The organism is Pseudovibrio sp. Ad46, assembly GCF_001623065.1.
In the GTDB taxonomy this organism is placed as follows: domain Bacteria; phylum Pseudomonadota; class Alphaproteobacteria; order Rhizobiales; family Stappiaceae; genus Pseudovibrio.
Map to the genome: position 1 here is coordinate 357,712 of NZ_LMCG01000050.1, position 25,022 is coordinate 382,733.

The 25,022-nt window shown below is 51.0% G+C and carries 16 protein-coding genes; 12 read left to right on the forward strand and 4 right to left on the reverse strand.

What is annotated here, in order from left to right; translation table 11 throughout:
• Nucleotides 1–4: 4 nt before the first annotated feature.
• The 11 genes from tssE (at nt 5) to PsAD46_RS16115 (ending at nt 13,723) form a co-directional block, all read left to right on the forward strand.
• Nucleotides 5–463, forward strand: a complete 459-nt coding sequence (gene tssE, locus PsAD46_RS16065; protein WP_208981873.1) for a type VI secretion system baseplate subunit TssE — start codon at nt 5–7, stop codon at nt 461–463.
• An 18-nt stretch (nt 464–481) separates the two neighbouring features.
• Nucleotides 482–2,269, forward strand: a complete 1,788-nt coding sequence (gene tssF, locus PsAD46_RS16070; RefSeq protein ID WP_057462093.1) for a type VI secretion system baseplate subunit TssF — start codon at nt 482–484, stop codon at nt 2,267–2,269.
• Nucleotides 2,233–3,267 carry a type VI secretion system baseplate subunit TssG gene (gene tssG, locus PsAD46_RS16075; RefSeq protein WP_063297241.1) on the forward strand — a complete coding sequence of 345 codons (1,035 nt, stop codon included), beginning with the start codon at nt 2,233–2,235 and terminating at the stop codon, nt 3,265–3,267. Before tssF ends, tssG begins: the two co-directional genes overlap by 37 nt.
• A 9-nt stretch (nt 3,268–3,276) precedes the next feature.
• Entirely contained in the window at nt 3,277–4,776 is a 1,500-nt protein-coding gene (gene tagH, locus PsAD46_RS16080) for a type VI secretion system-associated FHA domain protein TagH (RefSeq protein ID WP_057462091.1), read from the forward strand.
• Between the two features lie 65 nt (nt 4,777–4,841).
• Nucleotides 4,842–5,402, forward strand: a complete 561-nt coding sequence (gene tssJ, locus PsAD46_RS16085; RefSeq protein WP_063289819.1) for a type VI secretion system lipoprotein TssJ — start codon at nt 4,842–4,844, stop codon at nt 5,400–5,402.
• A gap of 29 nt (nt 5,403–5,431) precedes the next feature.
• Complete coding sequence (tssK, locus tag PsAD46_RS16090; RefSeq protein WP_082830588.1) at nt 5,432–6,781, forward strand: type VI secretion system baseplate subunit TssK; 1,350 nt, start codon at nt 5,432–5,434, stop codon at nt 6,779–6,781.
• Entirely contained in the window at nt 6,781–7,599 is an 819-nt protein-coding gene (icmH, locus tag PsAD46_RS16095; protein ID WP_208981874.1) for a type IVB secretion system protein IcmH/DotU, read from the forward strand. Before tssK ends, icmH begins: the two co-directional genes overlap by 1 nt.
• Before the next feature lie 15 nt (nt 7,600–7,614).
• Nucleotides 7,615–10,317: a type VI secretion system ATPase TssH gene (tssH, locus tag PsAD46_RS16100; RefSeq protein WP_063307344.1), complete on the forward strand. Its 2,703-nt coding sequence runs from the start codon at nt 7,615–7,617 to the stop codon at nt 10,315–10,317.
• Nucleotides 10,318–10,354: 37 nt separating this feature from the next.
• On the forward strand, nt 10,355–11,926 hold the full coding sequence (locus PsAD46_RS16105; protein WP_063307427.1) for a sigma-54 dependent transcriptional regulator: 1,572 nt from the start codon (nt 10,355–10,357) through the stop codon (nt 11,924–11,926).
• Nucleotides 11,916–12,791 carry a type VI secretion system-associated protein TagO gene (locus tag PsAD46_RS16110; protein ID WP_084404431.1) on the forward strand — a complete coding sequence of 292 codons (876 nt, stop codon included), beginning with the start codon at nt 11,916–11,918 and terminating at the stop codon, nt 12,789–12,791. Before PsAD46_RS16105 ends, PsAD46_RS16110 begins: the two co-directional genes overlap by 11 nt.
• Nucleotides 12,792–12,823: 32 nt before the next feature.
• Nucleotides 12,824–13,723, forward strand: a complete 900-nt coding sequence (locus tag PsAD46_RS16115; RefSeq protein ID WP_063307345.1) for a pentapeptide repeat-containing protein — start codon at nt 12,824–12,826, stop codon at nt 13,721–13,723.
• Between the two features lie 257 nt (nt 13,724–13,980).
• Here the strand turns inward: PsAD46_RS16115 and PsAD46_RS16120 are convergent, their stop codons facing one another.
• The 4 genes from PsAD46_RS16120 to PsAD46_RS16135 all read right to left on the reverse strand — a co-directional run bounded on the left by PsAD46_RS16120 (nt 13,981) and on the right by PsAD46_RS16135 (nt 23,500).
• Complete coding sequence (locus tag PsAD46_RS16120; RefSeq protein ID WP_063292032.1) at nt 13,981–15,975, reverse strand: BCCT family transporter; 1,995 nt, start codon at nt 15,973–15,975, stop codon at nt 13,981–13,983.
• 414 nt (nt 15,976–16,389) lie between these two features.
• Entirely contained in the window at nt 16,390–17,775 is a 1,386-nt protein-coding gene (locus PsAD46_RS16125; RefSeq protein ID WP_063292033.1) for an aldehyde dehydrogenase family protein, read from the reverse strand.
• The gene (locus tag PsAD46_RS16130; RefSeq protein ID WP_063292034.1) at nt 17,772–19,433 is read right to left on the reverse strand and encodes an acetolactate synthase large subunit; all 1,662 of its coding nucleotides are present in this window, start codon (nt 19,431–19,433) and stop codon (nt 17,772–17,774) included. The genes PsAD46_RS16125 and PsAD46_RS16130 overlap by 4 nt, the downstream gene beginning before the upstream one ends.
• Nucleotides 19,434–19,828: 395 nt before the next feature.
• On the reverse strand, nt 19,829–23,500 hold the full coding sequence (locus tag PsAD46_RS16135) for a vitamin B12-dependent ribonucleotide reductase (protein ID WP_063307346.1): 3,672 nt from the start codon (nt 23,498–23,500) through the stop codon (nt 19,829–19,831).
• Between the two features lie 698 nt (nt 23,501–24,198).
• On the opposite strand from PsAD46_RS16135, the gene PsAD46_RS16140 reads away from it, so the two are divergent.
• On the forward strand, nt 24,199–24,888 hold the full coding sequence (locus tag PsAD46_RS16140) for a response regulator (protein WP_063292036.1): 690 nt from the start codon (nt 24,199–24,201) through the stop codon (nt 24,886–24,888).
• Nucleotides 24,889–25,022 lie beyond the last annotated feature (134 nt).

Sequence of the window (25,022 nt, forward strand, 5' to 3'; positions counted from 1 at the left end):
GCCCATGAGAAAGCGCGATGAACCCGTTGTTTGGGACAGCAGGCTTCGTACAGCGCGTGGCAGTTTGTTCGAGCGTTTGATTGCTGATGAGGAGGAGATTTCTCCTCCTCAGAACATCGATCTGTTGGAAGTAAAAGTAAACTCTATCAAGCGTCATCTAGCCAAGCTGTTGAATGCGAGAGCAGGGGCTTCTGCTGCCACTCCAGATTTGGGACTGGTTGATTTCAACTTGTCTAGCGTGGCGACAAACGACCTTACGCAACATATTGCGGCCTCTATCCGTCAATGCATTGAAAAATATGAACCGCGCGTTCAGGTGCGGTCCGTCCACTTTGTTCGTGACCCTGACCGCCCATTAGAGCTGCGGTTCAAGGCAACTCTGCTCATGCCAGCCTTAAGCCAGGGGGAGCAGGTGCAAATCGATATTCTTATGAAAGATGGGCATGTCGCTCATATTGTTTAGTCAAGCAGGCAACCAGCTGTGAAAGCTTCATACTTTCAAGACGAATTGACTTATCTGCGAGAGAGCGGTCGGCTTTTTTCCGAACGCAATCCGCGGTTGTCGAAATATTTGTCTGATGCCTCCACGGATCCAGACGTGGAACGGCTGCTGGAAGGCTTTGCGTTTTTAACGTCAAAATTGCGCGAAAAGTTGGATGATGAGCTTCCAGAGCTTACCCATTCACTTGTGCAGCTGCTTATTCCGAATTTCCTACGGGCGTTTCCATCAACCACACTTATGCAGATGGTCCCCGTCGAAAAAGCGATTACAGAGCGTCAGGTATTGCCGTCAGGCTCGCAGATCTTGTCTCGCCCAGTGGATGGTATTGTCTGTCCCTTTCAGACAACAGCAGACGTAACGGTCTATCCGCTCGATATTGTCGATCAGGATGTTCAGCGTTCTCGCGAAAGCACTGTTCTGACATTGCAGTTCCAGACATTGTCGGGCCTGCCTCTGTCCCGGCTGAGTTTTAATGACCTACGTCTATGGATTGCTGGCGATGAAGTCGCCGCCCAGATGCTTTATTTGTGGATGGGCCGATACCTGAAAGACGTCACGGTTTGCTTTCGTGCTGATGGGGACAATGAAGACGGTGTTAGCCGTTACAAGCTTCCAGCCTCAGCACTGCAGCCAGGTGGTTTCGGCGGCTCTGAAGCGTTGCTGCCCAATGAGAATTCTGCTTATGAAGGCTACCGGCTCTTGCAGGAATACTTTGTCTTTCCTGCAAAATTCCAATGTTATGATATTGACGGATTAGAGCCCTTTTTCCGCAATCGTGAAGAAACAGATTTCTCATTAGAGTTCACTTTTTCCAGACCTTTGCCACCTGATGTGAAAGTGCGTCCGGGAACGTTCCGCCTCTACTGTGTTCCAGCAGTGAATTTGTTTGATTATGATGCTGAGCCGATGAAGATCGATCATAGTCAGATGCGGTATCCAATCCGACCGACAGCAAATGGTCGTGGTGCCATAGACATCTTTTCCATCGATCGGATTATGAGCTGGCGTGCAGCGAAGGATCCAACAAGTGGTTCTCATCTGCGTGAGTATCCCTCGTTTGAATCTTTCCATCATGAGGTCGAGCGTGCGGATGGTCTAACTCAGATTTATTATCGTTTGAGACTTCGCGAAGCGTTGGGCAAGCGCGGTATGGAGCATCTGGTTTCATTCGTGCGCCACGATAATGAGCGCGCTATCCCGGAACATGAAGTTCTCTCTGCTGATCTGAAGTGCTTCCATCCCAAACATGCCATGGAGTTGGGCGCAGGTGATGTGCGTGAGCCAACAGGTGAAACGCCGAGCTTCGTGACATTTAAGAACCTGAGCCAGCCCAGTGCACCAGTCTACCCACCGCTGGATGGATCGCTTTACTGGAACCTGATCTCTAATCTTTCTCTTAATTACGTTTCATTGCTTGAAAAAGAAGCTCTGAAGACCGTGATTGCGACCTATGATTTTCAGGCTCGCCTGAACCGGCAGGACGAGCGTGTCAGTAAGCAGCGTATTGATGGCATCATCTCTATCGAAACCAAACCAGTCGACAAGTTATTTCGAGGACAGGCCGTTCGAGGTTTGAAAACTGTCATGTCCCTCAGCGAAGACGCGTTCCAGAGCGAGGGCGAAATGTTCTTGTTCTGCAGCGTGCTCGCAGAATTCTTTTCTCTCTATTCAAGTGTCAATTCGTTCCACGAACTCATCGTAAATGGAACACAAAACAATGAAGTCTATCAATGGCCAGCGAAAATTGGGCGACAACCTCTGATTTAAGAGGCGACCTACAGTTTAATGCTCGCAGCTGGTCATTCTTCCAAGCTGTTGAGCTGATCCAGCGTTGTTATGATGAGCGCAATGAAGTTGGTACGCATCTTTTGCCGAAAGATGAGAAGATCAACTTCAGCGTCATGCATTCGCTTGGCTTTCCGCTGTCTGATATCGCCAGCATTGAAAGACAGGGTGATCAGGAGACGAACGTCGAACCGGTCGACTATGTCGATTTTAATATGGAAGTGACGTTTCTCGGCCTGCACGGTTCAAGCTCGCCATTGCCCTCTTATTATCAAGAGGTCATAGCCAAATATGATGCACAAGGCTCCTTGATGAAGGGGTTCTTTGATTTCTTCCATAATCGTCTGGTTGGCCTCTTACACCGTTCCATGCGCAAGTACCGCTTCTATGTGCGTTATGAGCCGGGTGCGTTGGATCCATTCTCGCAATGGGTGTTCTGCGTTTTTGGATTATCAGATCGGGAGTCGCGGCAAAAATCACCCATCAACTGGGCACGCTTGCTTACGTTCGCAGGCGTTCTGGCGTCTCGCAATCGTTCACCTGCTGCGATCGCAAGTGTCGTGTCTCACGCCTTTTTTCATAAAGAAGTGGAAGTGGAGGAATGGGTTCAACGAAGAGTGGATATTCCCGAAGGGCAACGCTCTGAGCTGGGCCAGCACAACATGTTGCTCGGTGAAGACACCATTATTGGAGATAGCGTTTCTGATATCTCCAGCAAATTCAATATCTTCATTAAGAATTTGAGCTTTGAACGTTTTCAGGACTTCCTCCCTCATGGACGAGACTACAAGGCCTTGCGAGATCTGGTGGAATTCATGCTGCGTGATCAACATGCCTATGACATCAAGTTGGAACTGGCGGAAAACCAAGCTTCACCGGTCATGCTTACTGACGAATATGAAGGACGACTGGGTTGGTCAACCTTTCTGGACAAGGGTGATGGACGCTCGCGCGAAGTCCTGATCTCTGCGCGGTTGTAGGAGGGTGGTATGAAACTGGTCCTGGTCATCAACAACACGTCTACGCTTGAAAACGGCAGTAAAGCCACTGCCACATTTGACAAGGCAGGTGGAAACATCGGCTCTGGTGAACAGTGTCACTGGCAGCTGCTGGACCGCCGCAACTCTGTTTCTCGTGAGCATGTACGCGTGTTTTTTCAAGACGGTGTTTATTGTGCGGAAGCCGTGAGTGATGAAGGCATCATCGTAAATGGTTCCAATCGGCCAATCCCAACGGGTCAGAGATTTCGTGTCTCTGACGGTGATGTCTGGAAGGTTGGGGCGTTCAAGTTGACCACTTATGTGGTTGCTGAAGGCAGCGAACTGGAAGACCAAAGCGAGCAGTGGGCAGGCCGGTTTGCAGCCATAGACACAATCGTGTCCGGACGCTTGCAGGACGAAGACGAGCACACACAAGATAACATCGAATACATCCTCGCGGACCGGTTGGAGAGTGACCTCAGTGAGGATTTCTTCGCAGGCAATCAGCGGGCAGGGGCCCTTGCATGCGATCCTGTAGAGGTTCTTGACCAGCAGGATGATGAAGGCCTGCCGGGCAATCAAGACCCGCTCTCTCAATTAAATCATGACAGCAAGCCCGACCAACAAGAGTTGGACGAGGACTTATTGAGCACTCTGGGGCTACAGCCTGAAAACAGCGGTAAGGCACTGGGTGTGGATGATCCTCAAGCACATCACCGTTTGATGATCATGCCCCAAGCAAAAGGAAACCATACAATGACCAATACAGGTACAGAACCGGTTGATCCGGATATGGACAGCTATCTTGAGTCTCTGACGAACTCGGGCGGGCAAGAAATGTTGGTCAGCGATATTCAGGAGACCGAAAGTTGGCATGGTTCTGTTGCTCTTTCTGAATCCGGAGAAGAGGGCATGGTAGATCATGTGGTGCTGCGACCTCTTTTGACAGCACTGGGACTACCGGCTGGCAACATGAGTCTGCCTGAGGCAAACCGTATCACTCAGGATGTTGGCGCAGCCTTGAAAACGGCAATTGCTGGGTTGATGGCCATTCATACGCAGCAGTGGGAAGACCGTTCGTCAATGAACGACACTCACCTGCATCCGGTGGAAGATAACCCGATCCGACTGGCTCAAAGCCCTGAGCAGGCGATTGAGGACCTTTTGCTTGTTCAAAGCCCAGTTCATTTGAACGCTCCCTCTGCCATTGAAGAGAGTCTGATGCAGATTGAACTGCATGAGAAGGCAAGCCGTATTGCGGCGGATGAAGCTCTGGAAGCGGTTCTTCTCGGCCTTTCTCCTGAGAACCTGAAAAACCGGTTTGCACGCTACAAAGGACATGCCCCGCGGACAGGCGATCTGGATGGCTGGAATTGGCAGATGTACGAGCATTACTACCAAGAAATGCGCTCTGGTCGCCAACGCGGATTGACGCGCATGTTCTGGGAGATCTTCCGGCAAGTCTATGACCGCGAAATGCGGAGCCAGCACTTGTATGCAGCTGAGTGACGTTTGATGGCTAGCGAAGATTTGAAGGTGTCCAGCTTTGGGAAGAATGAGGCGGTAGGCATACGATGAACTGGGGTTGGACACTAAACGCGCTCCTGCGAAAGAGCTCTCATCTTGCCTTTGCACTAGCTGCTCTGCTGGCGTTGAGTGCATGCGAAGCACAGAAAATTCCTGAGAAGGTTTTCAAGGTTGTCATGGATCCAGGCATTCCGGTTGGAGAGCCTAAGGACCAGCCGACACTGATTGATGTGACCATCTTCTCAGAACCAGGATCGAACAAGAATGATCTGGGCGAGAGCGTGCCGATTGATGTTTGGGTCTTCCAACTGGGTGACGATGGCAAGTTGCTGCAGTCCTCTTTTGAAGAGGCAACCGAAGACTACGAGAACGCTCTTGGAACCACCTTCATTGATGTGAAGGAGGTTCAGGTCATGCCCGGTGAATCCAAGGTCGTGAGTGAGCTTGAGTTGGATGAAGACACGGTCTTCATTGGCCTTGTGGGCGGCTACGCGAAGCCTGAGAAAGTCGATTGGCGCGTCGTTGAGCAGGTCAAGCCCAAGGGAGAAACTTACAAGCTGCTTGCTGTCATCAGCAGAAAAAAAATTATCACGAACCTTCATCGGTAGGTTTGAGAGCAAATAGGTTTATTTAGATTATGTCACTGCGAAACCATGTAATTTGGCGGGATGGCCTGTTTTTGAAGCCCCACCATTTTCAGCAGCAACAACGATATTTAGAACATCTTATCCGCTCTCGCAGCGAGGCGATTGATCCTTATCAGCACGGGGTAAGCCGGTTGGAGATCAATAAGGAAAGCCTGCTGCACGGTAAGTTGCTGGTTGACTATGCGCTGGGAATTTTCCCTGACGGTACAACGATTGATGTACCTGGCGAAACAATGGCGCCTGCGCCTTTGGATGTGAGCGGTGAAAATGTAGTCGGGCAGACGGTATATCTGGCTTTGCCATTGCGCTCAAATGGTGTTCCCGAAGTAGAAGACCCGCTCAACCCTCAGGATGCGACTCGAATGCGTGCGTTCTCTCAGGATGTGCGCAACAACACCAGTTCAGATTCTGAAGCGTTTCTGGTGGATGTGGCTCAGTATCGCCTGCGACTGATGCTCGAACGTGAAGACCGTTCTGCCTTCACGTGTCTACCTCTAACGCGTATCCGGAACAAAAACTCAGACGGTAGCGTGGTGCTGGATGATGAGTTTCTACCAATGGCCTCAACCATTGATGCTCAACCCCGCCTGCGTAAAACCCTTGATGATCTCGTAGGACTGCTGCGCCAGCGTGCCTCTCACATTTCAAGCCGCATGGGTACACCGGGTCAGCGAGGTGTCTCGGATGTTTCTGACTTCCTGATGCTGCAAACGATCAACCGTTTATGGCCGGAATTCCGGCACATGTCCTCCCTCAAAGGCGTGCACCCAAAAGAGCTCTATAAGATGTTCTCTGGGGCGGCCGGAGAGTTGGCAACGTTTACGCATGAACAACGCATGCCAACAACGTGGCCAGCCTACCATCATGAAGAACCGCAGATTTGCTTCGATCCAGTGATTAGCTCTTTACGCCAGTCGCTATCGACCATCTTTGAAGCAAACGCAATCGCACTGCCGCTGAACAAGCAGAAGTACGGCATCATCACGTCTCCGCTTAGTGATCGGTCTCTTTTAAACTCAGCAATTTTTGTTGTTGCAGTGAAAGCCAGTATGGAGCTGGAAGAACTGGCAAAGTCGTTCCCGGCGCAAACCAAGGTGTCGTCCATTGAGCGAATTCGCGAGTTGATCCATCTGCATTTGCCCGGGGTCGTGCTTCAAAGGCTTCCTTCTCCGCCACGGCAACTGCCATATCATGCAGGGTTCTCCTACTTCCAGCTGGATGCTAACTCAGCAGGTTGGCAATACATTGAAAACGCGAGTGGTTTTGCCTTCCACATCGCGGGTGAATTTGCTGATTTGCAGCTGCAGTTCTGGGCTATCCGCAATGAAAGGACGACATGATGAGTGAAGTTGCAAATCTGTTTGACTCTGGTGATCCTGAAGTTGTTGAAGACGCGCCAATTGCAAGTGCTGAAACAGTGCCTCAGAATTTGAAGGATGTTTCTCCAAGGCCAGTGCAGCACATCAGTTTCCCCATGCGTGGACACAGCATCAATAAAATCATTGATGCAAGCCAGTCCTTACTTGCCTTGATTTCACGCATTCCGGAAGTCTCTGAAAACAACAAGTTGGACTACCTGCACAAGGATGTTCGGGCTGAGATTGAATCCCTTGAGCTGGAGCTTCAGCGCGAAGGATTTGATCGTGCCACCATTCTGGCGCACCGCTATTGCCTGTGTTCTGCAATTGATGAGGCGGTGATGTGCTCTCCCTGGGGGCAGAATTCCGACTGGTCCGAGCGCAGTTTGCTGGCGTTGTTTCATAGCGAAACCTGGGGCGGTGAGAAATTTTTTATAGTTCTCAGCCGTCTGATGAGGGATCCGGTTCGTTATATTGAGTTGATTGAGTTCCTGTATTTGCTGCTCGGGCTTGGTTTCGAAGGCAAGTATCGAGTGATGCACAATGGCAAGCTGCAGCTCGAAGAAATCATGCGTGATGTTCACCACGTCATCCGGCAGGAGCGGGGTGAGGGGAATTTCGAACTTGGTCAATCAGAGAACAAAGTGATTGAGAAAGCGCATGTCGTTCATTGGCATACACCTGTTTCTCTTGTTTGGATTAGCCTTTTTATTTTATGCGCGCTGACCTACGCCGGGTTTTATTGGCAGATAGACCAATACACCGATGGGGTCGTCACTCAGCTGCGTGAAATACTTTAATTTTGGAGATCGAGTATGGCTCGACTGGAAATCAAGGCGCTGATCGAGCGTCTCAACCCATGCTGCCGTCAGGCAATTGAAGAAGCTGCCAGCCTGTGCGTTTCGAACTCGCATCAGGAAGTGACAATTGAGCATTTCCTCATTTCACTCATTTCACAACCTGCGGTGGATATCAGGTTACTGGTACAAAGCCAGAATGTGGATGCAGACAAGTTGAACGAAGCCCTTCGTGCGACGTTCAACCGATATCGCAGAGTTAAAGCTGATCGCACGCCAACGTTCTCACCGCTGCTTCAGGACCTCTTGCAGGATGCATGGTTGATTGCCTCCGTTGAGCAAGGTGAGAAAACCGTCCGCTCTGGTGCTGTTCTCATTGCCCTGCTCAATGAGCGTGGCCGCTATATGCAGATGGACTACTACCCGCTGCTAGAGCGCGTTTCATCTGATGTTTTGCTGCGCGATTTCGAAGCGTTGACGGCTGGCTCTTTCGAAAAAGATCATCGTGCCATGCCGGGGGCTGCATCAGGTGCAGGAGAGGGGGCAGACGGCTTCCTTCAAAAATACGGCACCAACTTCACTCAGCTGGCGAAAGATGGAAAGATTGATCCGATCTTCTGCCGCGATAATGAGATCCGCCAGATTATCGAAATCTTGTGCCGCCGCCGTAAGAACAACCCAATTTGTGTTGGTGAAGCTGGTGTAGGTAAAACCGCACTGGCCGAAGGTCTTGCCCTGCGCATTGCGAATGGTGAAGTCCCAGCAGATTTCGCCAACGTCTCCCTTTGGGGGCTGGATATCGGAGCGCTGCAAGCTGGCGCATCTATGAAGGGTGAATTTGAAAAGCGCCTGAAAGGTGTTATCGACGAAGTCCGCTCCAGTCCTGAACCGATCATTTTATTTATTGATGAGGCGCATACGCTCATTGGAGCTGGTGGTGATCAAGGTGGTTCTGATGCTGCGAACCTTTTGAAGCCTGCTCTGGCCAGAGGCGAGCTGAAAACAATAGCCGCAACAACATGGTCTGAGTACAAAAAGTACTTTGAGAAAGACCCTGCCCTGACCCGCCGCTTCCAATTGGTGAAGTTGGATGAACCGACCATTGATGAAGCGATTATCATCATGCGCGGGCTTAAAAAAGCCTACGAAGATGCGCACGGTGTTTACATCACCGAAGAAGCGATTGGCGCTTCTGTTCGCCTTGCAGCGCGTTACATCACAGGCCGTCAGCTTCCAGACAAAGCGATTGATGTGCTGGATACAGCCTGTGCCCGCGTTCGAGCTGGGGCCAATACGCCTCCTGTCGAACTACAAGATGTCGAGCAAAGCCTCCAAACCTTGAGCTGGGAAAGAGAAGGCCTGGAGCGCGACCAGCACACAGGCCCATTGGAGCCTGAGCAATTAGAGCGTCTCAAAGCCATCGCAGACCAGTTGAATGAGCTTGAAGCACGTAAGGCGGGGCTTTCGCAACGTCTGGAAACGCAGGTTTCCTTAGCTGAAAACTTCATTTTTGCCCGCGAAGATCTGTTTCAGAAGCAACCTGAAACACTCGACGAAGACGCCTTGGATGAAGTCCGAGCAAATCTTGCAAGCCACAAGAATGCGCTGATCGCAGAAGCTGGGGCAGAGCCGCTGATTTCGGTAGAGGTTGGACCTTCAGAGATTGCTGCAATCATAAGCGATTGGACAGGTATTCCGATCAACTCCATGGTGCAGGATGATTACCATCGTCTACTGACCCTTGCTGAAACTATGAAGAAAGCAATCAAAGGTCAGGACCACGCCATTGATGCCATTGAAGCTCGCTTGCGCGCATCGCGGCTTGATCTTCACAAGAAAGGCCAACCGCTTGGTGTGTTCTTCCTTGCTGGACCTTCCGGCGTCGGAAAAACAGAGACAGCCCTTGAGGTCTCGCGCCGATTATTCGGTGGCGAAGAGTTCATTACCACCATCAACATGTCTGAGTACCAGGAGCGTCACACGGTTTCCCGGTTGATCGGCTCACCTCCCGGTTACGTCGGTTATGGAGAGGGTGGTGTGCTGACAGAGGCCATTCGTAAGAAGCCTTACTCTGTCGTGCTGCTTGATGAAGTGGAAAAAGCCGACCCGAACGTGCTGAACTTGTTCTATCAGGCATTTGATAAGGGAGAGCTTGCTGATGGGGAAGGGCGCCTCATCGATTGCCGCAATGTAGTGTTTTTCCTGACCAGTAATCTTGGTTCAGACCAGATTGAGAACTGGGTTGCAAGTGCCGAAGATGGTCAGGTTCCAAGCCATGGCTCGATGCTGAAATCTCTTACACCGCTCTTTGCGCAGCACTTTAAACCCGCACTCCTCGCGCGGATGGAACCATTGGTTTACCTGCCACTATCTGAAGAAGTACTGGCAGACATTGTGCAAATGCGTCTTGCTGATCTCATCCAGCTCTTGAAGGACACACAGAAGGTTGCGCTTTCCATTAGTGAAGAGGCCTATGAGCGTGTAACGCAAATGTGCCGAGTGGCCTCTAATGGTGCCCGGCTTGTCGATCAGGTTATTCAACGCCAGCTATTGCCTACGTTGTCTATTGAGCTGTTAGAAGCTGGCCATCGCGGTGAACAGATTTCCGCGATTGCCATTGACAGCCCGGAAGGTGAAGACGGCTTCACTTTCGCAGCGGCCTACGAGGCAGATGCTGACGAGGAACCAGCCGAAGACCTCGCTTTGGAAGAGGCGCATTAGTATTGATATGGAGGCATCTTCTACAACAGACGCTCTGATGACATTGATGACGTGCAGGTCAGAAAATGAACTGCGCGCCATGATGTTGAAGACTGTGTTGGCGTCAACCAGAGCACAAGCTATCGCTGTTTACTTGCCAGATATTACTGGTCGTAAGTTGATACCTTTTGCATGTGATGGCGGGCTACCGGTAGCCCGCCTTCCACAGCTTGACAATGAAGTCGGCACCGAGCGCTTCCGTGAGCTGGATGTCTTGCAGACTGAGCCATTCTATTTTGGGAAGACGCCATCTTCTGCGAAGACACAAGATCTGAGCTCAGCTCTGTTCTGTCGTCATGGCTCTCTCGTTGCCCATCGGATACTGCTGGAAACGTCAGAAGGTCATAACGCATACAATCAAGTCTACGTTTTCCTGCTCGCTTCAGCGGGTAGTACTCCAAGACTTCAGGAGGAGCACCACACGCTGCATGTGTTGTGGCGCTCATATTTCCACCTGTCCCCTTTGCTTGTCACTCTGGAGAACCTGCTGAAAACCGAAGAAACGCAGGTTGAAAAGTCGAAGCACCAAAAAGGGCAGGTCGACTCCATGCTCTCAGATAACCTCGTGGGACGCTCACCGCAGATAACCCAGGTTAGAGAGAAAATCGCCCAATACGCACAAAACAAGTACGCGGTTTTGGTGCACGGGGAGACGGGAACAGGCAAGGAAGTCGTTGCGCGATCCTTACACCGGCTCTCACAATTTTCTGATGGTCCTTTTATTGCAGAAAATATTGCAGCTCTGCCAGAGAACCTTATTGAGAGCGAGTTGTTTGGCTATAAAAAGGGTGCTTTCACCGGGGCAACTGAAAACAGAGACGGTCTTGTAAAAAGAGCTTCTGGCGGGACATTGTTCCTTGATGAAATTGGTGATCTGTCGATTGATCTTCAGGTCAAACTGCTTCGAATTCTTCAGGAGAAAAAGCTTCGACCTCTGGGAGGAAGTAAAGATGAGTCTGTCGATTTCCGCCTCATCTGTGCCACCCATGTTGACCTGAAAAAAGCGATTGAGAAGGGAAAGTTCCGCGCCGATCTTTTCTACCGTATCACGCAGCTCACCATAGACGTACCACCATTGCGCAGCCGCGAAGGCGATAGAGTTCATCTCGCACGGCACTTCCTGCAGGAGATTGCTGTTAGTAACGCAGACACCTCCAAAGCACTGAGTGAAGAAGCCGTCTCCCTGCTGGAAACAGCAGAGCTGAAAGGCAATGTCCGTGAGCTGCAGAACTGCATGATCAAGGCCGTCTTTCTCGCTTATGACACTGACGAAATTTCAGGAAGTATTCTCAAACAGGCCATGAATGAGCAACTCGATACTGCTGCTGTGTCCAGGGCTCAGAGCAATTCTGTTGCAGGTGAGAACGGATACGATGATCTGTTAATGGCAGAAAAAGGACTTCGCACGGTTGTCTCAAAGTTCGAGCTAGACTTGATACGGAGCGCGTATTCCCAGTTCAAAGGGGATCGGAGCAAAATGGCGGATTTCCTACAAATACCAAAACGTACCCTTGCCAACAAACTCAGCAAATTCAATTGTCCAACGATGGAATTCGACCATGAGAACTAGCAGGTTTGCTCACCCGATTTTTTCAGCAACGCTGGCCGGCCTGATCGCGGCTCCTACCAGTATTTCTCTATCATCGACCTCTTATGCAGAAACGATCACCTTGGAAAAGCAGGTGGTTGAAAAATGCACTCTCACCATTGGCCGGGTTAATCGTTTGTCGTGCTTTGACCAGTTGCTTAAGACCCCGCTTGAGGTCTTATCTGCAGGAGAACCCAATCCAGAGTTCGTTGAGAATGTGAATGCACCTGCGGGCCGTTTAGAACGGCAGGCGAAAGCGATGGAACGAACGCGATCATCAGGAGATTTAACCTGGCAGTTTCGCTTTGGCGCAGTCGGACATCCCGCGATATTCAGGTGGGATGAGATCCAGGAAGAGAGCATGCCTGCTCAACCACTGGAGCAACGTGATGGGGCAATCCCTGAGAAGGCACAGGCACTGCAAACTGAGCAGGGACAGCAACCGGTCATTCAGCCAGGTGAAACCAATGTCTACCTCAGCATGAAAGCTGTGCAGTCTGTTGATGCTGGTATCGAGGAAAAGCCCGCGATCTTGCTGCTATCCTGTGTTGAAGACATCACAACAGTTGCCTTGGTGCTCAATGAGCCACACGTTAAACGCCGGGTTCCAATCCGCGTTATGCTGCGCGGTCAGCGCATCGATAACGATGTCTGGCAGAGCGCGGAAAGCAAACGCATTCTTATCAGTCCACGTGGATTGACCAGTATCGCACACATTAATCGTTGGGCCAACGTAGATCGGGTGCAGCTTGATGTTGTGTCAGATGATGGCTCGCGTGCCTACCTATTCGACTTGGCAAACCTTCAGGACATGCTACCGCCTCTTCGCAAGGCGTGTCACTGGTAGGAACTTGATTTTTTGAGACAGGCATTTTTCCAATGAAGCATAGTTTCCGTATTGCTGTGATACTGGTAACCCTCGGGTTTCTGACAATTCCAGCCTATTTGATTTGCGACTATCTCAATCTCATTCCTGATGAGTATTCCATGGTGCGCAACCTTGTCGTACTTGCGGGTGGTAAGATTGAAACGTTTAGAAGTCAGTTACCCGTCCCAAAAGGCGTGCCTTACACGCCAATTGAGCAAACATCTGTATTTTACAATGTTGCGGCTGGTCTGAGTGCACTCTTCACTGTTTTTGTGGCAATTCCAGCGTTTTTGTTGCTCGCATATATCGCCAGTTCAGCTTTTGCAGCAGTTAAGGCAACACGGCGAAACTACGTTTTGGGACAGTTCACCAAAGCCGCAGAACTCCTTGAATCCGGGAATGGCGCTTTGCGTGAAGCCGGAGTCGTGATCCTTTCAGAAATCGCAAAGTCCAATCCAAATGAACACTTTCAGGACGTCCTGCAACTTCTGGCCGCTCACATTCGCAGCACAAGCTCTGCACAACGCTCAAACTTGATGGCCGGCAAAGAACATGCTCGTGCCCGTGGGGAGTTGATTGCTTCAGTGCAGAAGGTGTCTGAACTGAGAAAGCTGCTCAGAAAGAAAGACAGAAGCATTCAGCTGGATCTAACCGGAGCATATTTCCGGGGTATGAAGAACAGTAGTGGTCTGATCGGAAAATCAAGCACACACGGCCCCGACCTGAGCTATTGCCTGTTAACGGACAGTGTCTTCGACGACGCCGACCTCACCAACGCAAACTTCTCACAAGCAAACGTAAACCGTGCTCGCATAGAAGAAAAGTGGAAAGCCTTATTCTCCGTAGAACAATGGGCCAGCGTCCAAGTCATCAACGAAAAAGGAAAAGTCATCCGCCCACCCATCACTTGATAGGTGGGTGGATGTTCGGCGAACTCATGGCAATGGACTATATCTGGAAGAGAACATAAACCAGCACGATTGAACACTTTTCGATGCCTCAAAAGCACCTTCGATATCAAGTATTCCAAGATGCTATCTTCCTCGCGTGCTGCGATGAAGAATTGAGTGCGCGTGTTTAACTTCAATTTATGTCCAACTTTGTCAACGTGCGAGTTTCCCCTCTAACACCCTTCAAGAGCAGGTTCTGCAACTCTTCTGCAATGGGATCAAAGCAACTCGGATTGTGACAAGTGCAGATACTGCATGAAGCGTTCGTATTGTGTGACGACGTCGGCTATCAACTGTTCCTCGGTATAGCCGAGTACGTCGTACTCCTGGCCGCCTTGGGCAAGGAACACCTCGACGCGGTAGTAGTTGGTGCCTTCCTCTTCGGTCTCGTCCTCATTTTCATCTTCGTCAATGAGGTGACCCGGGCCAATTGCCAAAGCGGTTGTGAAGTACCGTTTTCGCAGGCCATACACAAAGACCGTTTCTTCAGACTGTTCGATGGTCAATCGATAGTTCTTGGTACCGGTCAGTGTGGCTTTGAAACCGCGTGTCTCAAATTCCGCCTGCACCTTTTCCAGAGCAGGCTTGCCAATAGTACCCATAAAATGTCGTGCGTCTTTTAAGGTCGCGTTTTCAGTCAATGTTCCGATGCGCTGCCTCCAATCCACGGTGCTTTTTGTGTACTGCACTGTGGTGTGGTGCATTTGCAGGTTTTTGGTGCGCAAAGCATCATCCTGCAAGGCTTTGTAAAGGCCAAAGCACATCAGCAGCATAACAATGAGGAAGGGGAGCGCACTGGCAATCGTCGCAGTTTGTAAAGCTCCCAGCCCACCTGCCGATAACAACACAATCGCAACAACGCCCTGTAGAACAGCCCAAAATACACGCTGCCAGACAGGGGAGTTGATGTCGCCGCCAGAGGTCAAACTGTCAATAACCAAAGACCCGGAGTCGGAGGAGGTTACAAAGAAAACCACCACCAACACAACGCCCAGCATGGAGAGTACAGATGAAAATGGCATGTACTCAAAGAACTTGAAGAGAGCCAGAGACACATCAGTAGAAACGGCTTCAGCAAGGCTATCTGCCCCTCCATTGAGGATCAGATCAATACCTGTGTTCCCAAAGATCGTGAACCAGATCAGGCTGAACCCTGTTGGCACAAACAGCAGACCAACGAGGAATTCACGGATGGAACGACCACGGGAAACGCGTGCGATAAAGGTGCCTACAAAAGGTGACCACGAGATCCACCAGCCCCAATAAAGCAGAGTCCAACCGCCCAGCCAGTCATCTTTTCGGTCATAGGCGTAAAGGTTGAAGGTCTTATGGATCAGGTCCCCCATATATGCGCCTGCATTTTGCACAACAGTCTGCAGCAATGTCACGGTTGGCCCAACAATCAGGACCAGCACCATAATGCAAACAGCCAGAATGAGGTTTGTTTCAGAAAGACGCTTCACACCTCGATCAAGGCCGGAAAAAACCGAAGCCGTTGCCATGCTGGAGATGAGTACGATCAGAATGATTTGTGAGGTTGTCGAAACAGGGACGTCAAACAGATAGTTCAGGCCAGCATTCACCTGAAAAGCACCATAACCAAGCGAGGTGGATACACCGAACAAAGTGCCTAATACCGCAAATGTATCAACCGCATGGCCGATCGGACCGTAGATCTTCTCTCCAAACAGAGGATAGAGCGCGGACCGCGGCAACAAAGGCAATTGGTGGCGGTAGGTGAAATACGCCAATGAGAGGGCCACCACACCATAGATTGCCCAGGCATGCAGACCCCAGTGGAACATGGTGATCTTCATTGCCTCACGAGCAGCCTCAATGGTTTGCCCTTCCATGTCGGGTGGAGACATGAAATGCATGATCGGCTCTGCGACACCGAAGAAAACCAGTCCAATGCCCATACCTGCTGAAAACAGCATGGCGAACCAGCTTTTGTAGGCGTAATCGGGCTCAGCATGGTCAGGTCCCAGTTTGATATCACCAAACCGGCTCACCATGATGAAAAGGATGAACAGCAGAAAAATCGCAACTGCCAGAATATAGAGCCAACCAGTATTAGTTTCGATCCAATCCTGAATGTTGCTGTAAAACCTCTGAGAGCCTTCCGGCCAGATGACTGCTGTAATTAGGAGCAGAAAAATCAGCGATATGGAGCTGATAAAAACAGGAGGATTAAACTTGTGCTTTATTCTCATCACGTGCTTCAACAAGCGCCGAAAAATGCAAAAAAAGGGCGCACGAGTGACGAGGACTGCATTTTTCAAAGCAAAGCTATCTCAGTTGTGTAGACGGCCTCTTAAAACAATGTGTCCAACTCAGGATGGTTCTAAGCAAAACAAATATATATGCTTCGAATGACCAAAGCTGGGGCCGAGCATTTACTCCTGCCTTCACCAAGTGGCAATAGCTTTTATGTCGCACCTGAAAGTACGTATTCTTTTTTAATTTCAAAGGCTTGTAGATTTAAGTTAAGAGTGCTCGTGCTGAGCTGTAGAGCAGCGCTGTCAAACTCAACTGTTTCGCCTGAGAGCCCGGCTCAAAACAGCATAAAACGAGATATCTGATCGCGACTGGGCTTTGAAATGCTTAGTTCAACTCTGTAGGGAACATCAAAGTCGGATGACTGCCATTTTGTCTTGTGTCATGTCGTGCATGGTGTAGCCGATACCCCCGGTGTTGTAGCCAGACTGGCGACGACCAGCAAAGGGCATCCAATCCACACGAAAGGCGGTATGGTCGTTGACCATGACGGCAGTGGCATCGAGACGCCGGACGGCTTGGAAGGCTGTCTCTAAGCTTTGAGTGAAAACAGCGGCCTGGAACGCAAAGGGTAGGCTGTTTGCAGTCTCGATAGCATCCGCAATACTATCAATGCTGTAGACGCAAATCACCGGACCAAAAATTTCCTGTTGCGAAACGCGGACATTGGCGGGTGGATTCAGCAACACGGTGGGGGCATAGGTTGTCGGGCCCAGGCGTTTTCCGCCTGCCAGCAAATTGGCACCTCCATCGATAGCCTCATTCACCCATTCCTCAACCCGGTCCACCTCACCAGGCCGGATCAGAGGACCGCAATTCGTTGTCGCATCAGTAGCATCACCCACTTTCAGCAGTTTGGCAGCCTCTGCCAGCTTTTGCGCGATCTCTTGCGCTTTAGAGGGAGGAGCAAATACACGTTGGACAGAAACACACACCTGACCAGAGTGATAAAAGCCCCCCTTGGTTAAAAGAGGGATCATGTCGTCGATATGGGCATCTTCGCTGACAATTACGGGCGCTGCTCCACCATGTTCCAAAGCGCAGCGCGCACCTGGTGTCAGCTTTGAGCGAAGCATCCAGCCAACACGTGCAGAACCGATAAACGAGAAGAATCCAACCCGCTGATCAGTGATCATTTGCTCAGCCACTTCGTTATTACAAACAACGGCACGGCACCAGTCCGCTGGCAATCCTGCTTCATGTAACATGCCTACAAAAGCCAGGCAGGACAGTGGTGTATCGGGAGCTGGTTTGATGATAACCGGACAGCCCGTGGCCACCGCCGGTGCCACCTGATGCACAATCAGGTTGAGCGGGTGGTTGAAAGCGCTCGCAGCAACGACCACGCCGATCGGCTCGCGCTGGGTAAACGCGATGCGACCTGATCCAGCCTCTGTCAAATCCATCGGAATTTCACGGCCAGTCATTTGGCCAACCTCGTGTACGCAAAGTTCCACACCATCAATGGCGCGCATCACTTCCACACGGGCATCAACCAGTGGTTTGCCACCTTCGTTGGCGATCTGGAACGCCAACTCGTCAATGCGAGCCTCCATGAGCTGAGCTGTTTTCTTTAAGATGGCTATTCGTTGAAAGGCAGGAAGCCACTCATCACGTTGACGAAAGAGATTGTGTGCAGTCTCCAGAAATGCGTCGACCCGCTCCCATTCACTGGTCTCGACACTGCCGATGCATTTCAGGCTGTACGGATTGACGACATCTAGTGTCTTGCTCATATCAGGCACACCTTGGCTGCAAGCTCGTCAATCAAGACCCGCTGGTTTTCGCTGTAATCAACGGGAATATCAACCAGATGGACCCCGCCAGCAGTAAAGGCCGCTTCAAAGGTCGGCAGCAGATCTTCTGTGCGGGTAATCCTGTGGCCAGTAGCACCATAACTGTTTGCATACTCGACAAAGTTAGGGTTGCCAAACTGCAATCCCCAGTCTTCAAACCCTGCATGAGCCTGCTTCCAGCGGATCATACCGTAAGAGCGATCATCCAAAACAGTGACCACCAAATTGAGCTTCAACCGAACAGCCGTTTCCAGCTCCTGACTGTTCATCATGAAACCGCCATCACCGCAGATCGCCATAACACGGCGGTCTGGATAAAGCTTGGCTGCCATCATAGCCGAAGGCAGGCCAGCGCCCATTGTCGCCAATGCGTTGTCTAAAAGCACCGTATTGGGTTGATGAGCCTTGTAGTTGCGGGCGTACCAGATCTTGTAGATCCCGTTGTCGAGCGCAATAATATCGAAATCGCCCATCACCCTGCGTGTATCAGCGACCACCCGTTGTGGGATAACCGGAAAACGCGAAACATCACCACCTTCAGAGGTGTGCAGGTCTGTCTCTTTTTTGATGCGTTGGAAATAACTGCGATCAAAGTCCAGCGGACCGTCCAGGATATCGCCAAGCCGTGCAACGGAGCGGGCAAGATCTCCTACCACCTCAACCTGAGGGAAGTACACCTGATCAACCTGCGCAGCCTTGTAGTTCATATGGATCACTTTGGTGCCGCCATGTTCCATGAAGAACGGCGGTTTTTCGACAACGTCGTGACCCACATTGATGATCAGATCAGCCCGTGCAATTGCGCAGTGCAAGTAGTCTCCATCAGAGAGCGCAGCAGTACCAAGAAACAGGTCTGAGCGCTCATCAATGACGCCTTTGCCCATCTGAGTGTTGAAAAACGGAATCTGGGTCTTTTCGGCGAAAGCCTTGAGTATGGAATGAGCGTCCTTACGGTTTGCTCCAGCTCCAAGCAACAGCAACGGCATTTTTGCGTTGCGGATCATCTCAGCTGCTTCATTCAGCACCGTATCATCTGCGACCGCGTAGTAACGGGGATGAGGGTGCAAGACAGCTTCATCAGTTTCTTCAACAGCAATATCTTCAGGCAGCTCCAGCAAGACCGCGCCGGGGCGCTCCTCTTCTGCCACCCGGAAAGCCTCACGGATCAGGGCAGGGATGGTATTGCCATGGACAATCGCCTTGGACATCTTACAGATCGGCTCAAACAGACTGACAATGTCGATGATCTGAAATTGCCCTTGCTTGGACTTTTTGATCGGCTTTTGCCCGGTGATCATGATCAAAGGCATGCCGCCCAGAAAAGCATAGGCCGCCGGGGTCGCAAAGTTGGTCGCGCCCGGTCCAAGCGTCGCCATGCAGACGCCCGCTTTGCCAGTCAAACGCCCATAAGTGGCAGCCATAAAGGCCGCACCTTGCTCATGTCGGTTCAACACCAGTTCAATTGTTGAGGTACGAAGGGATTCAAGAACGTCAAGGTTTTCCTCACCAGGAACAGCAAAGACGTATTCAACACCTTCCGCTTCCAGTGCAGCTACAAGACGATCAGAAGCTTTCATCGGGGCATGAGAGTCAGGCATGGGATCTCCTGTTCAGTCAACGCTTGGCTTTAGAACTTCAGGCTTATATTCTCTCTATGAGATCAGAAATTAGTAAAGGCAGTATGCTGATGTTTGATATTTCCGTAGAGACACATTTTGGCGGTTGGTTCTCCGTCAAGAAAATAAATCGCTAACGAGCAGGAAGTCCGTGAACAGCAATTAATATGAGATGAAGTGTAAACTATATGTCCTTCTGCATACGAATAGCTCAGGTTAAGCAACCAAAATCAGTATTTGTGTATAAGAAGAATTGCCTTTTATCGGCACGTAAGCTCCAGTTGGAGTAGACCTTAGCAAGCGCTCATTAACCACAAACGAAAACAGGCCCCAAAGCAGAGCTTTGGGGCCTGTTTTTATAAGCTTTTGATCAGTAATCAGCTGCAGCCGCTGGTGGAGCCGCAGGTGTCGCATTTTAGGCAGGTGCCGTTGCGGACCATGGTGAAGTTGCCGCATTCTGCGCAGCTTTCACCCTCATACCCCTTCATGCGGGCCTGAGCGACCTGACTGGCGACAGATGGCTGTGCAGCTGCTGGTGTTGCAGTACCAACGCTTGCTGTTGCCGTCGCTTCACCACCGCGCTGGAAGGCTGTTGCAATCGCATCAGACTGAGCTGTGATCGCACCGGCCAGCTGAACAGCTGGATCGCCACCTGGGACCAGACGGAACTTTTCGGTCTGACCGCGAACAAGGCCGTGAGAAACAATCGCAGGGCTGCTCTCTTCATCCTGTCCTTCAGCTGAAGAACGGGAGGTAGACGTCGTGCTGTCCAATGCTTCCGGTGGCACGTGTGCCAGATCGTTACGACCGAGATAGGACACGGCCAGCTCACGGAAGATGTAGTCAAGAATGGATGTCGCATTCTTGATTGCGTCATTGCCCATCACCATGCCAGCAGGCTCAAATCGGGTGAACGTGAACGCGTCAACATATTCCTCAAGCGGAACGCCGTATTGCAGACCAAGAGAGATCGCAATCGCGAAGTTGTTCATCAATGAGCGGAAGGCAGCGCCTTCTTTGTGCATGTCGATGAAGATTTCGCCGATACGGCCATCCTGATATTCACCGGTTGTCAGGTACACTTTGTGGCCGCCAACGGAAGCTTTCTGAGTGTAACCTTTGCGGCGGTTAGGCAGCTTTTCACGGTTGCGAACAGTACGCTCGATGATCCGTTCAACAACACGCTCTGCAACAGCTTCAGCGCGAGCTGCCTGTGGCTGTGCAAGGATGTCATCAACTGTGTCTTCTGCATCATCGTCTTCATCTTCCAGCAGCTGAGCGTTCAGCGGCTGAGACAGCTTGGAGCCATCACGATAAAGAGCGTTTGCTTTCAGACCCAGCTTCCAGGAGAGCATGTAAGCTTCTTTACAGTCCTCAACACTGGCAGTGTTTGCCATGTTGATGGTCTTGGAAATCGCACCGGAGATAAAAGGCTGCGCAGCGGCCATCATCTTGATGTGACTGTCAACGGACAGGAAGCGCTCACCAATGCGGCCACAAGGGTTCGCACAGTCAAATACCGGGTAATGCTCTTCTTTCAGGTGCGGTGCACCTTCCAAAGTCATAGCACCACACACATGGGTGTTCGCAGCTTCAATCTCTGCCTTGCTGAAGCCCATGTGGCTCAGAAGGTCAAAGTCCATGTCTTCCAGCTGCTCTGCAGAAACGCCAAGCTTACTGGTCAGCAGCTCATCACCAAGGGTCCAGCGGTTGAAGACAAACTTGATGTCGAACGCAGACCCAAGTGCTCCGGCTAGTTTCTCAAGCGCAGCATCATCAAAGCCTTTGGCTGTCAGGCTGGCACTGTTGATCGCAGGGGACTGAGAGATAGAACCATGACCAACCGCATAAGCTTCGATTTCGGCAATTTCAGCTTCTGAGTATCCAAGCGTACGCAGCGCTTCAGGAACAGCACGGTTGATGATCTTGAAGTAACCGCCACCCGCGAGCTTCTTGAACTTCACCAGCGCAAAGTCAGGCTCAATACCGGTTGTGTCACAATCCATAACCAGACCAATGGTGCCGGTTGGTGCAATCACAGTGGTCTGGGCGTTGCGGTAACCGTGTGCCTCTCCAAGCTCCAGAGCTTTGTCCCATGCAAGACGGGCACGCTCAACAAGCTCAGCCTGTGGGCAGTTGGAAGCATCCAGAGGAACGGGCAGGGTGCTGAGGTTCTCATAACCCTTGCTCTCGCTGTGGGCAGCACGGCGATGGTTGCGGATCACGCGCAGCATGTCCTTGGCGTTTTCCTCATAGCGAGGGAAAGTGCCAAGCTCACCAGCCATCTCAGCAGATGTAGCGTAACAAACACCGGTCATGATCGCGGTGATCGCACCACAAAGCGCACGGCCTTCATCACTGTCATAAGCAATACCGGAGATCATCAGCAGGCCGCCAATGTTGGCATAGCCCAGACCAGTGGTGCGGTATTCGTAGGACAGTTTTGCAATCTGCTTGGATGGGAACTGCGCCATCATGACGGAGATCTCAAGCACGATCTGCCAGAGGCGCGTCGCATGCTCAAACTTGTCAAAGTCGAACTGCTGGTCTTCCTTGCGGAATTGCAGCAGGTTTAAAGAGGCCAGGTTACACGCGGTGTCATCCAGGAACATGTACTCAGAACATGGGTTGGATGCGCGGATCTCGCCGCCCTGCGGGCAGGTGTGCCATTCATTGATGGTGGTGTGGTACTGCAGGCCCGGATCAGCAGACGCCCAGGCCGCGTAACCAATCTGTTCCCAAAGCTCAGCTGCTTTGATGGTCTTCTGGGTGCCACCGTCAATACGGCCAATCAGATCCCAGTCTCCATCTGCAGCGACAGCTTTCAGGAAGCCGTCAGTTACACGAACAGAGTTGTTGGAGTTCTGACCGGAAACAGTCAGATAAGCTTCAGAATCCCAGTCAGTGTTGTAGATCGGGAATTCAATGGTCTTGTAGCCCTGACGTGCAAACTGAACCACACGCTGAATGTAGTTATCAGGAACCATTGCTTTCTTGGCAGCGCGCATTTCGCGCTTCAGGGCAGGGTTCTTTTTAGGATCAAAGCAATCGTCGCCGCTGCCTTCGCAGTTGACGCAAGCTTTCATCACAGCCTGAAGATGCTTCTGACACACTTTGGAACCGGTTACGATGGCCGCAACCTTCTGTTCTTCATGCACCTTCCAGGTCACGAATTCTTCGATATCCGGATGGTCGATATCAACCACAACCATCTTAGCTGCACGGCGTGTTGTGCCGCCGGACTTGATTGCACCAGCTGCACGGTCACCAATCTTCAGGAAGCTCATGAGGCCAGAGGACTTACCACCGCCTGCCAGACGCTCGCCGCTTGCGCGCAGAGAGGAGAAGTTGGTGCCGGTGCCAGAGCCGTATTTGAACAGACGTGCTTCACGAACCCACAGGTCCATGATGCCGTTTTCATTCACCAGATCATCGTCAACAGACTGAATGAAGCAAGCGTGCGGCTGCGGATGCTCATAAGCAGTCGCAGAGCGGGTCAGCTCGCCAGTTTCAAAGTCTACGTAATGGTGACCCTGGCTTGGGCCATCAATGCCATACGCCCAGTGCAGGCCGGTGTTGAACCACTGCGGGGAGTTCGGAGCAACCTTCTGGGTCGCGAGCATGTACCGCAGTTCGTCATAAAACGCCTGCGCATCAGCTTCGCTGTCGAAGTATCCGCCTTTCCAGCCCCAGTACGTCCATGTACCAGCCAGACGATCAAACACCTGACGGCTGTCGATCTCAGACCCAAAGCGCTTGTCTTTCGCCATCTTGGAAAGAGCTTTGTCGTCTGGAGCTTTGCGCCATAGCCAGGATGGAACGGTGTTTTCTTCTACCGCTTTCAGCTTGGCCGGAACGCCAGCTTTGCGGAAGTATTTCTGTGCCAGAATATCAGAGGCAACCTGAGAGAATTGCTTAGGAACCTGAATGTTCTCCAAGCGAAACACAACGGAACCGTCTGGGTTACGGATCTCGCTCGTTGCGTTGCAAAACTCAATATCTGCGTAGGGGGATTGTCCTTCCGCAGTATATCGCCGCTCAATTCTCATGTTTAGCCCCTTATCGCACCCGGTGACGGTCACCGCGGTGCATCTCGGTTTTAAGAGTGCCGATAGCTAAGATTTTAACCAAAAGTCCGCCGCCGGTTTTGATTAATCCGCTAACTGGCATTTATCCTAGTAAACGCAGGTAAAGTGGCACGCAATTCGATGCTATCACAATATCTAGTGTGCTGATAATATATTAACACAATATTTAGGCTGCAATTGGCAAAAAAAAGCGACCGCTGGAAGTGAATGTTAATCCAACTCCTAGCACTCGAAGCTACTTAAATGTGGTGAACTCCCGGCCGAGGCCGCACTATCCTGAACACGTCTTGATTTCGACCTCAAATTAGATTGAATCGGAAAGCATCGTCAAGCGCGATCTGTCCACTGGTTGTGTGCATAAGAGGGATCGGAACACCAAATATTGTAATCTGTGTGGATTGTGGGGAGGCTCTGGTGTGTTCCAAATCGGGCACAGGCAGCAGAACCCCGCCATTTCCGCAAAGCCAAGCGAAAATGCAAATTCAAGCTCATTTTTTCTGGGGGATATTTTTAGGAAAAATTATTCAGTGGATCAGAAAATTTCACGGGTAAAAAAGTCTGTGTACCCCACGCAATTTTACGCAGTAGTTGTATGGAGAGATCATATATAGTTTCTCAATTACCTTCGGTATCTGGTTAGGTTAAATTAGCGAGCAGATATGCATCACACCTCCTTCGGCAAGGACATTTCTCAGTTAGATGTGGTTCTTGTGGAACAGTCAAAACCCACCCAAGCAATCCTAAGGGGTATCTTAGGCACCCTGAAGCTTGGGCGCGTGCGTGTCTATGACAGTCCCAAAGATGCATTACCAATGCTCATCTCGGACCCACCAGATCTGGTGTTATCCGGTTGGGAGATGAAACCCGTCAGCGGTTTCCAGCTCTTAAAGCTTATGCGTTCAGGCCGAATCCCCGAGCTCATCAATGTTCCGCTCGTCTTTATTACGGCCTATGGCACCCGTGCTTTGGTGACGCGCGCCTTGGAAGCAGGGGCCCATCATCTGCTGGTCACGCCGATTTCATCCTCTGTTTTGAAGAAATCGCTAGAATCAATCAGCAAGGATCGCCGTCAGTTCGTTCGCAACAACGACGGTGGTTTCATTATTGATGGTACGGCAAAGCGGCTGGAACAGAATCAGGCCAAGTTCGCGGCGCTCAACAAAGCGCGCGAATACCAGAAGGACGAGAACGCACCATCACCCGAATCTGAAATGGCACCAAGACCACGCAGATCGACGAAAAGAGATGAGAATGAGCCTCTCTCACTCAAGGATCTGGAAGTTGGAAATATTTCACCAGCAGACAAGTTCAGTCAAAACCCGTACTTGTCGCGCCGTACCAAGAAGTAACGTGCAAAATAGTCATCGGAATTGTGAAAATAATAACTGACCCTAGGATATTTAAAGCGACTTCCGGTGAATAGTTGAAACTACGGTACTCTAAGACTGGACAGGCACCCAAACACTCGTCATATTCCGGGAAA

Bases quoted from the DNA above. Each gene is read 5' to 3' on its own strand.
- tssG (WP_063297241.1), top strand. From the start codon at position 2,233: ATGGCCAGCGAAAATTGGGCGACAACCTCTGATTTAAGAGGCGACCTA.
- PsAD46_RS16105 (WP_063307427.1), top strand. From the start codon at position 10,355: ATGACATTGATGACGTGCAGGTCAGAAAATGAACTGCGCGCCATGATG.
- PsAD46_RS16120 (WP_063292032.1), bottom strand. From the start codon at position 15,975: ATGAGAATAAAGCACAAGTTTAATCCTCCTGTTTTTATCAGCTCCATA.
- tssH (WP_063307344.1), top strand. From the start codon at position 7,615: ATGGCTCGACTGGAAATCAAGGCGCTGATCGAGCGTCTCAACCCATGC.
- PsAD46_RS16140 (WP_063292036.1), top strand. From the start codon at position 24,199: ATGCATCACACCTCCTTCGGCAAGGACATTTCTCAGTTAGATGTGGTT.
- PsAD46_RS16130 (WP_063292034.1), bottom strand. From the start codon at position 19,433: ATGCCTGACTCTCATGCCCCGATGAAAGCTTCTGATCGTCTTGTAGCT.
- tssE (WP_208981873.1), top strand. From the start codon at position 5: ATGAGAAAGCGCGATGAACCCGTTGTTTGGGACAGCAGGCTTCGTACA.
- PsAD46_RS16135 (WP_063307346.1), bottom strand. From the start codon at position 23,500: ATGAGAATTGAGCGGCGATATACTGCGGAAGGACAATCCCCCTACGCA.
- icmH (WP_208981874.1), top strand. From the start codon at position 6,781: ATGAGTGAAGTTGCAAATCTGTTTGACTCTGGTGATCCTGAAGTTGTT.
- tssK (WP_082830588.1), top strand. From the start codon at position 5,432: ATGTCACTGCGAAACCATGTAATTTGGCGGGATGGCCTGTTTTTGAAG.
- tagH (WP_057462091.1), top strand. From the start codon at position 3,277: ATGAAACTGGTCCTGGTCATCAACAACACGTCTACGCTTGAAAACGGC.
- PsAD46_RS16110 (WP_084404431.1), top strand. From the start codon at position 11,916: ATGAGAACTAGCAGGTTTGCTCACCCGATTTTTTCAGCAACGCTGGCC.
- PsAD46_RS16115 (WP_063307345.1), top strand. From the start codon at position 12,824: ATGAAGCATAGTTTCCGTATTGCTGTGATACTGGTAACCCTCGGGTTT.
- PsAD46_RS16125 (WP_063292033.1), bottom strand. From the start codon at position 17,775: ATGAGCAAGACACTAGATGTCGTCAATCCGTACAGCCTGAAATGCATC.
- tssJ (WP_063289819.1), top strand. From the start codon at position 4,842: ATGAACTGGGGTTGGACACTAAACGCGCTCCTGCGAAAGAGCTCTCAT.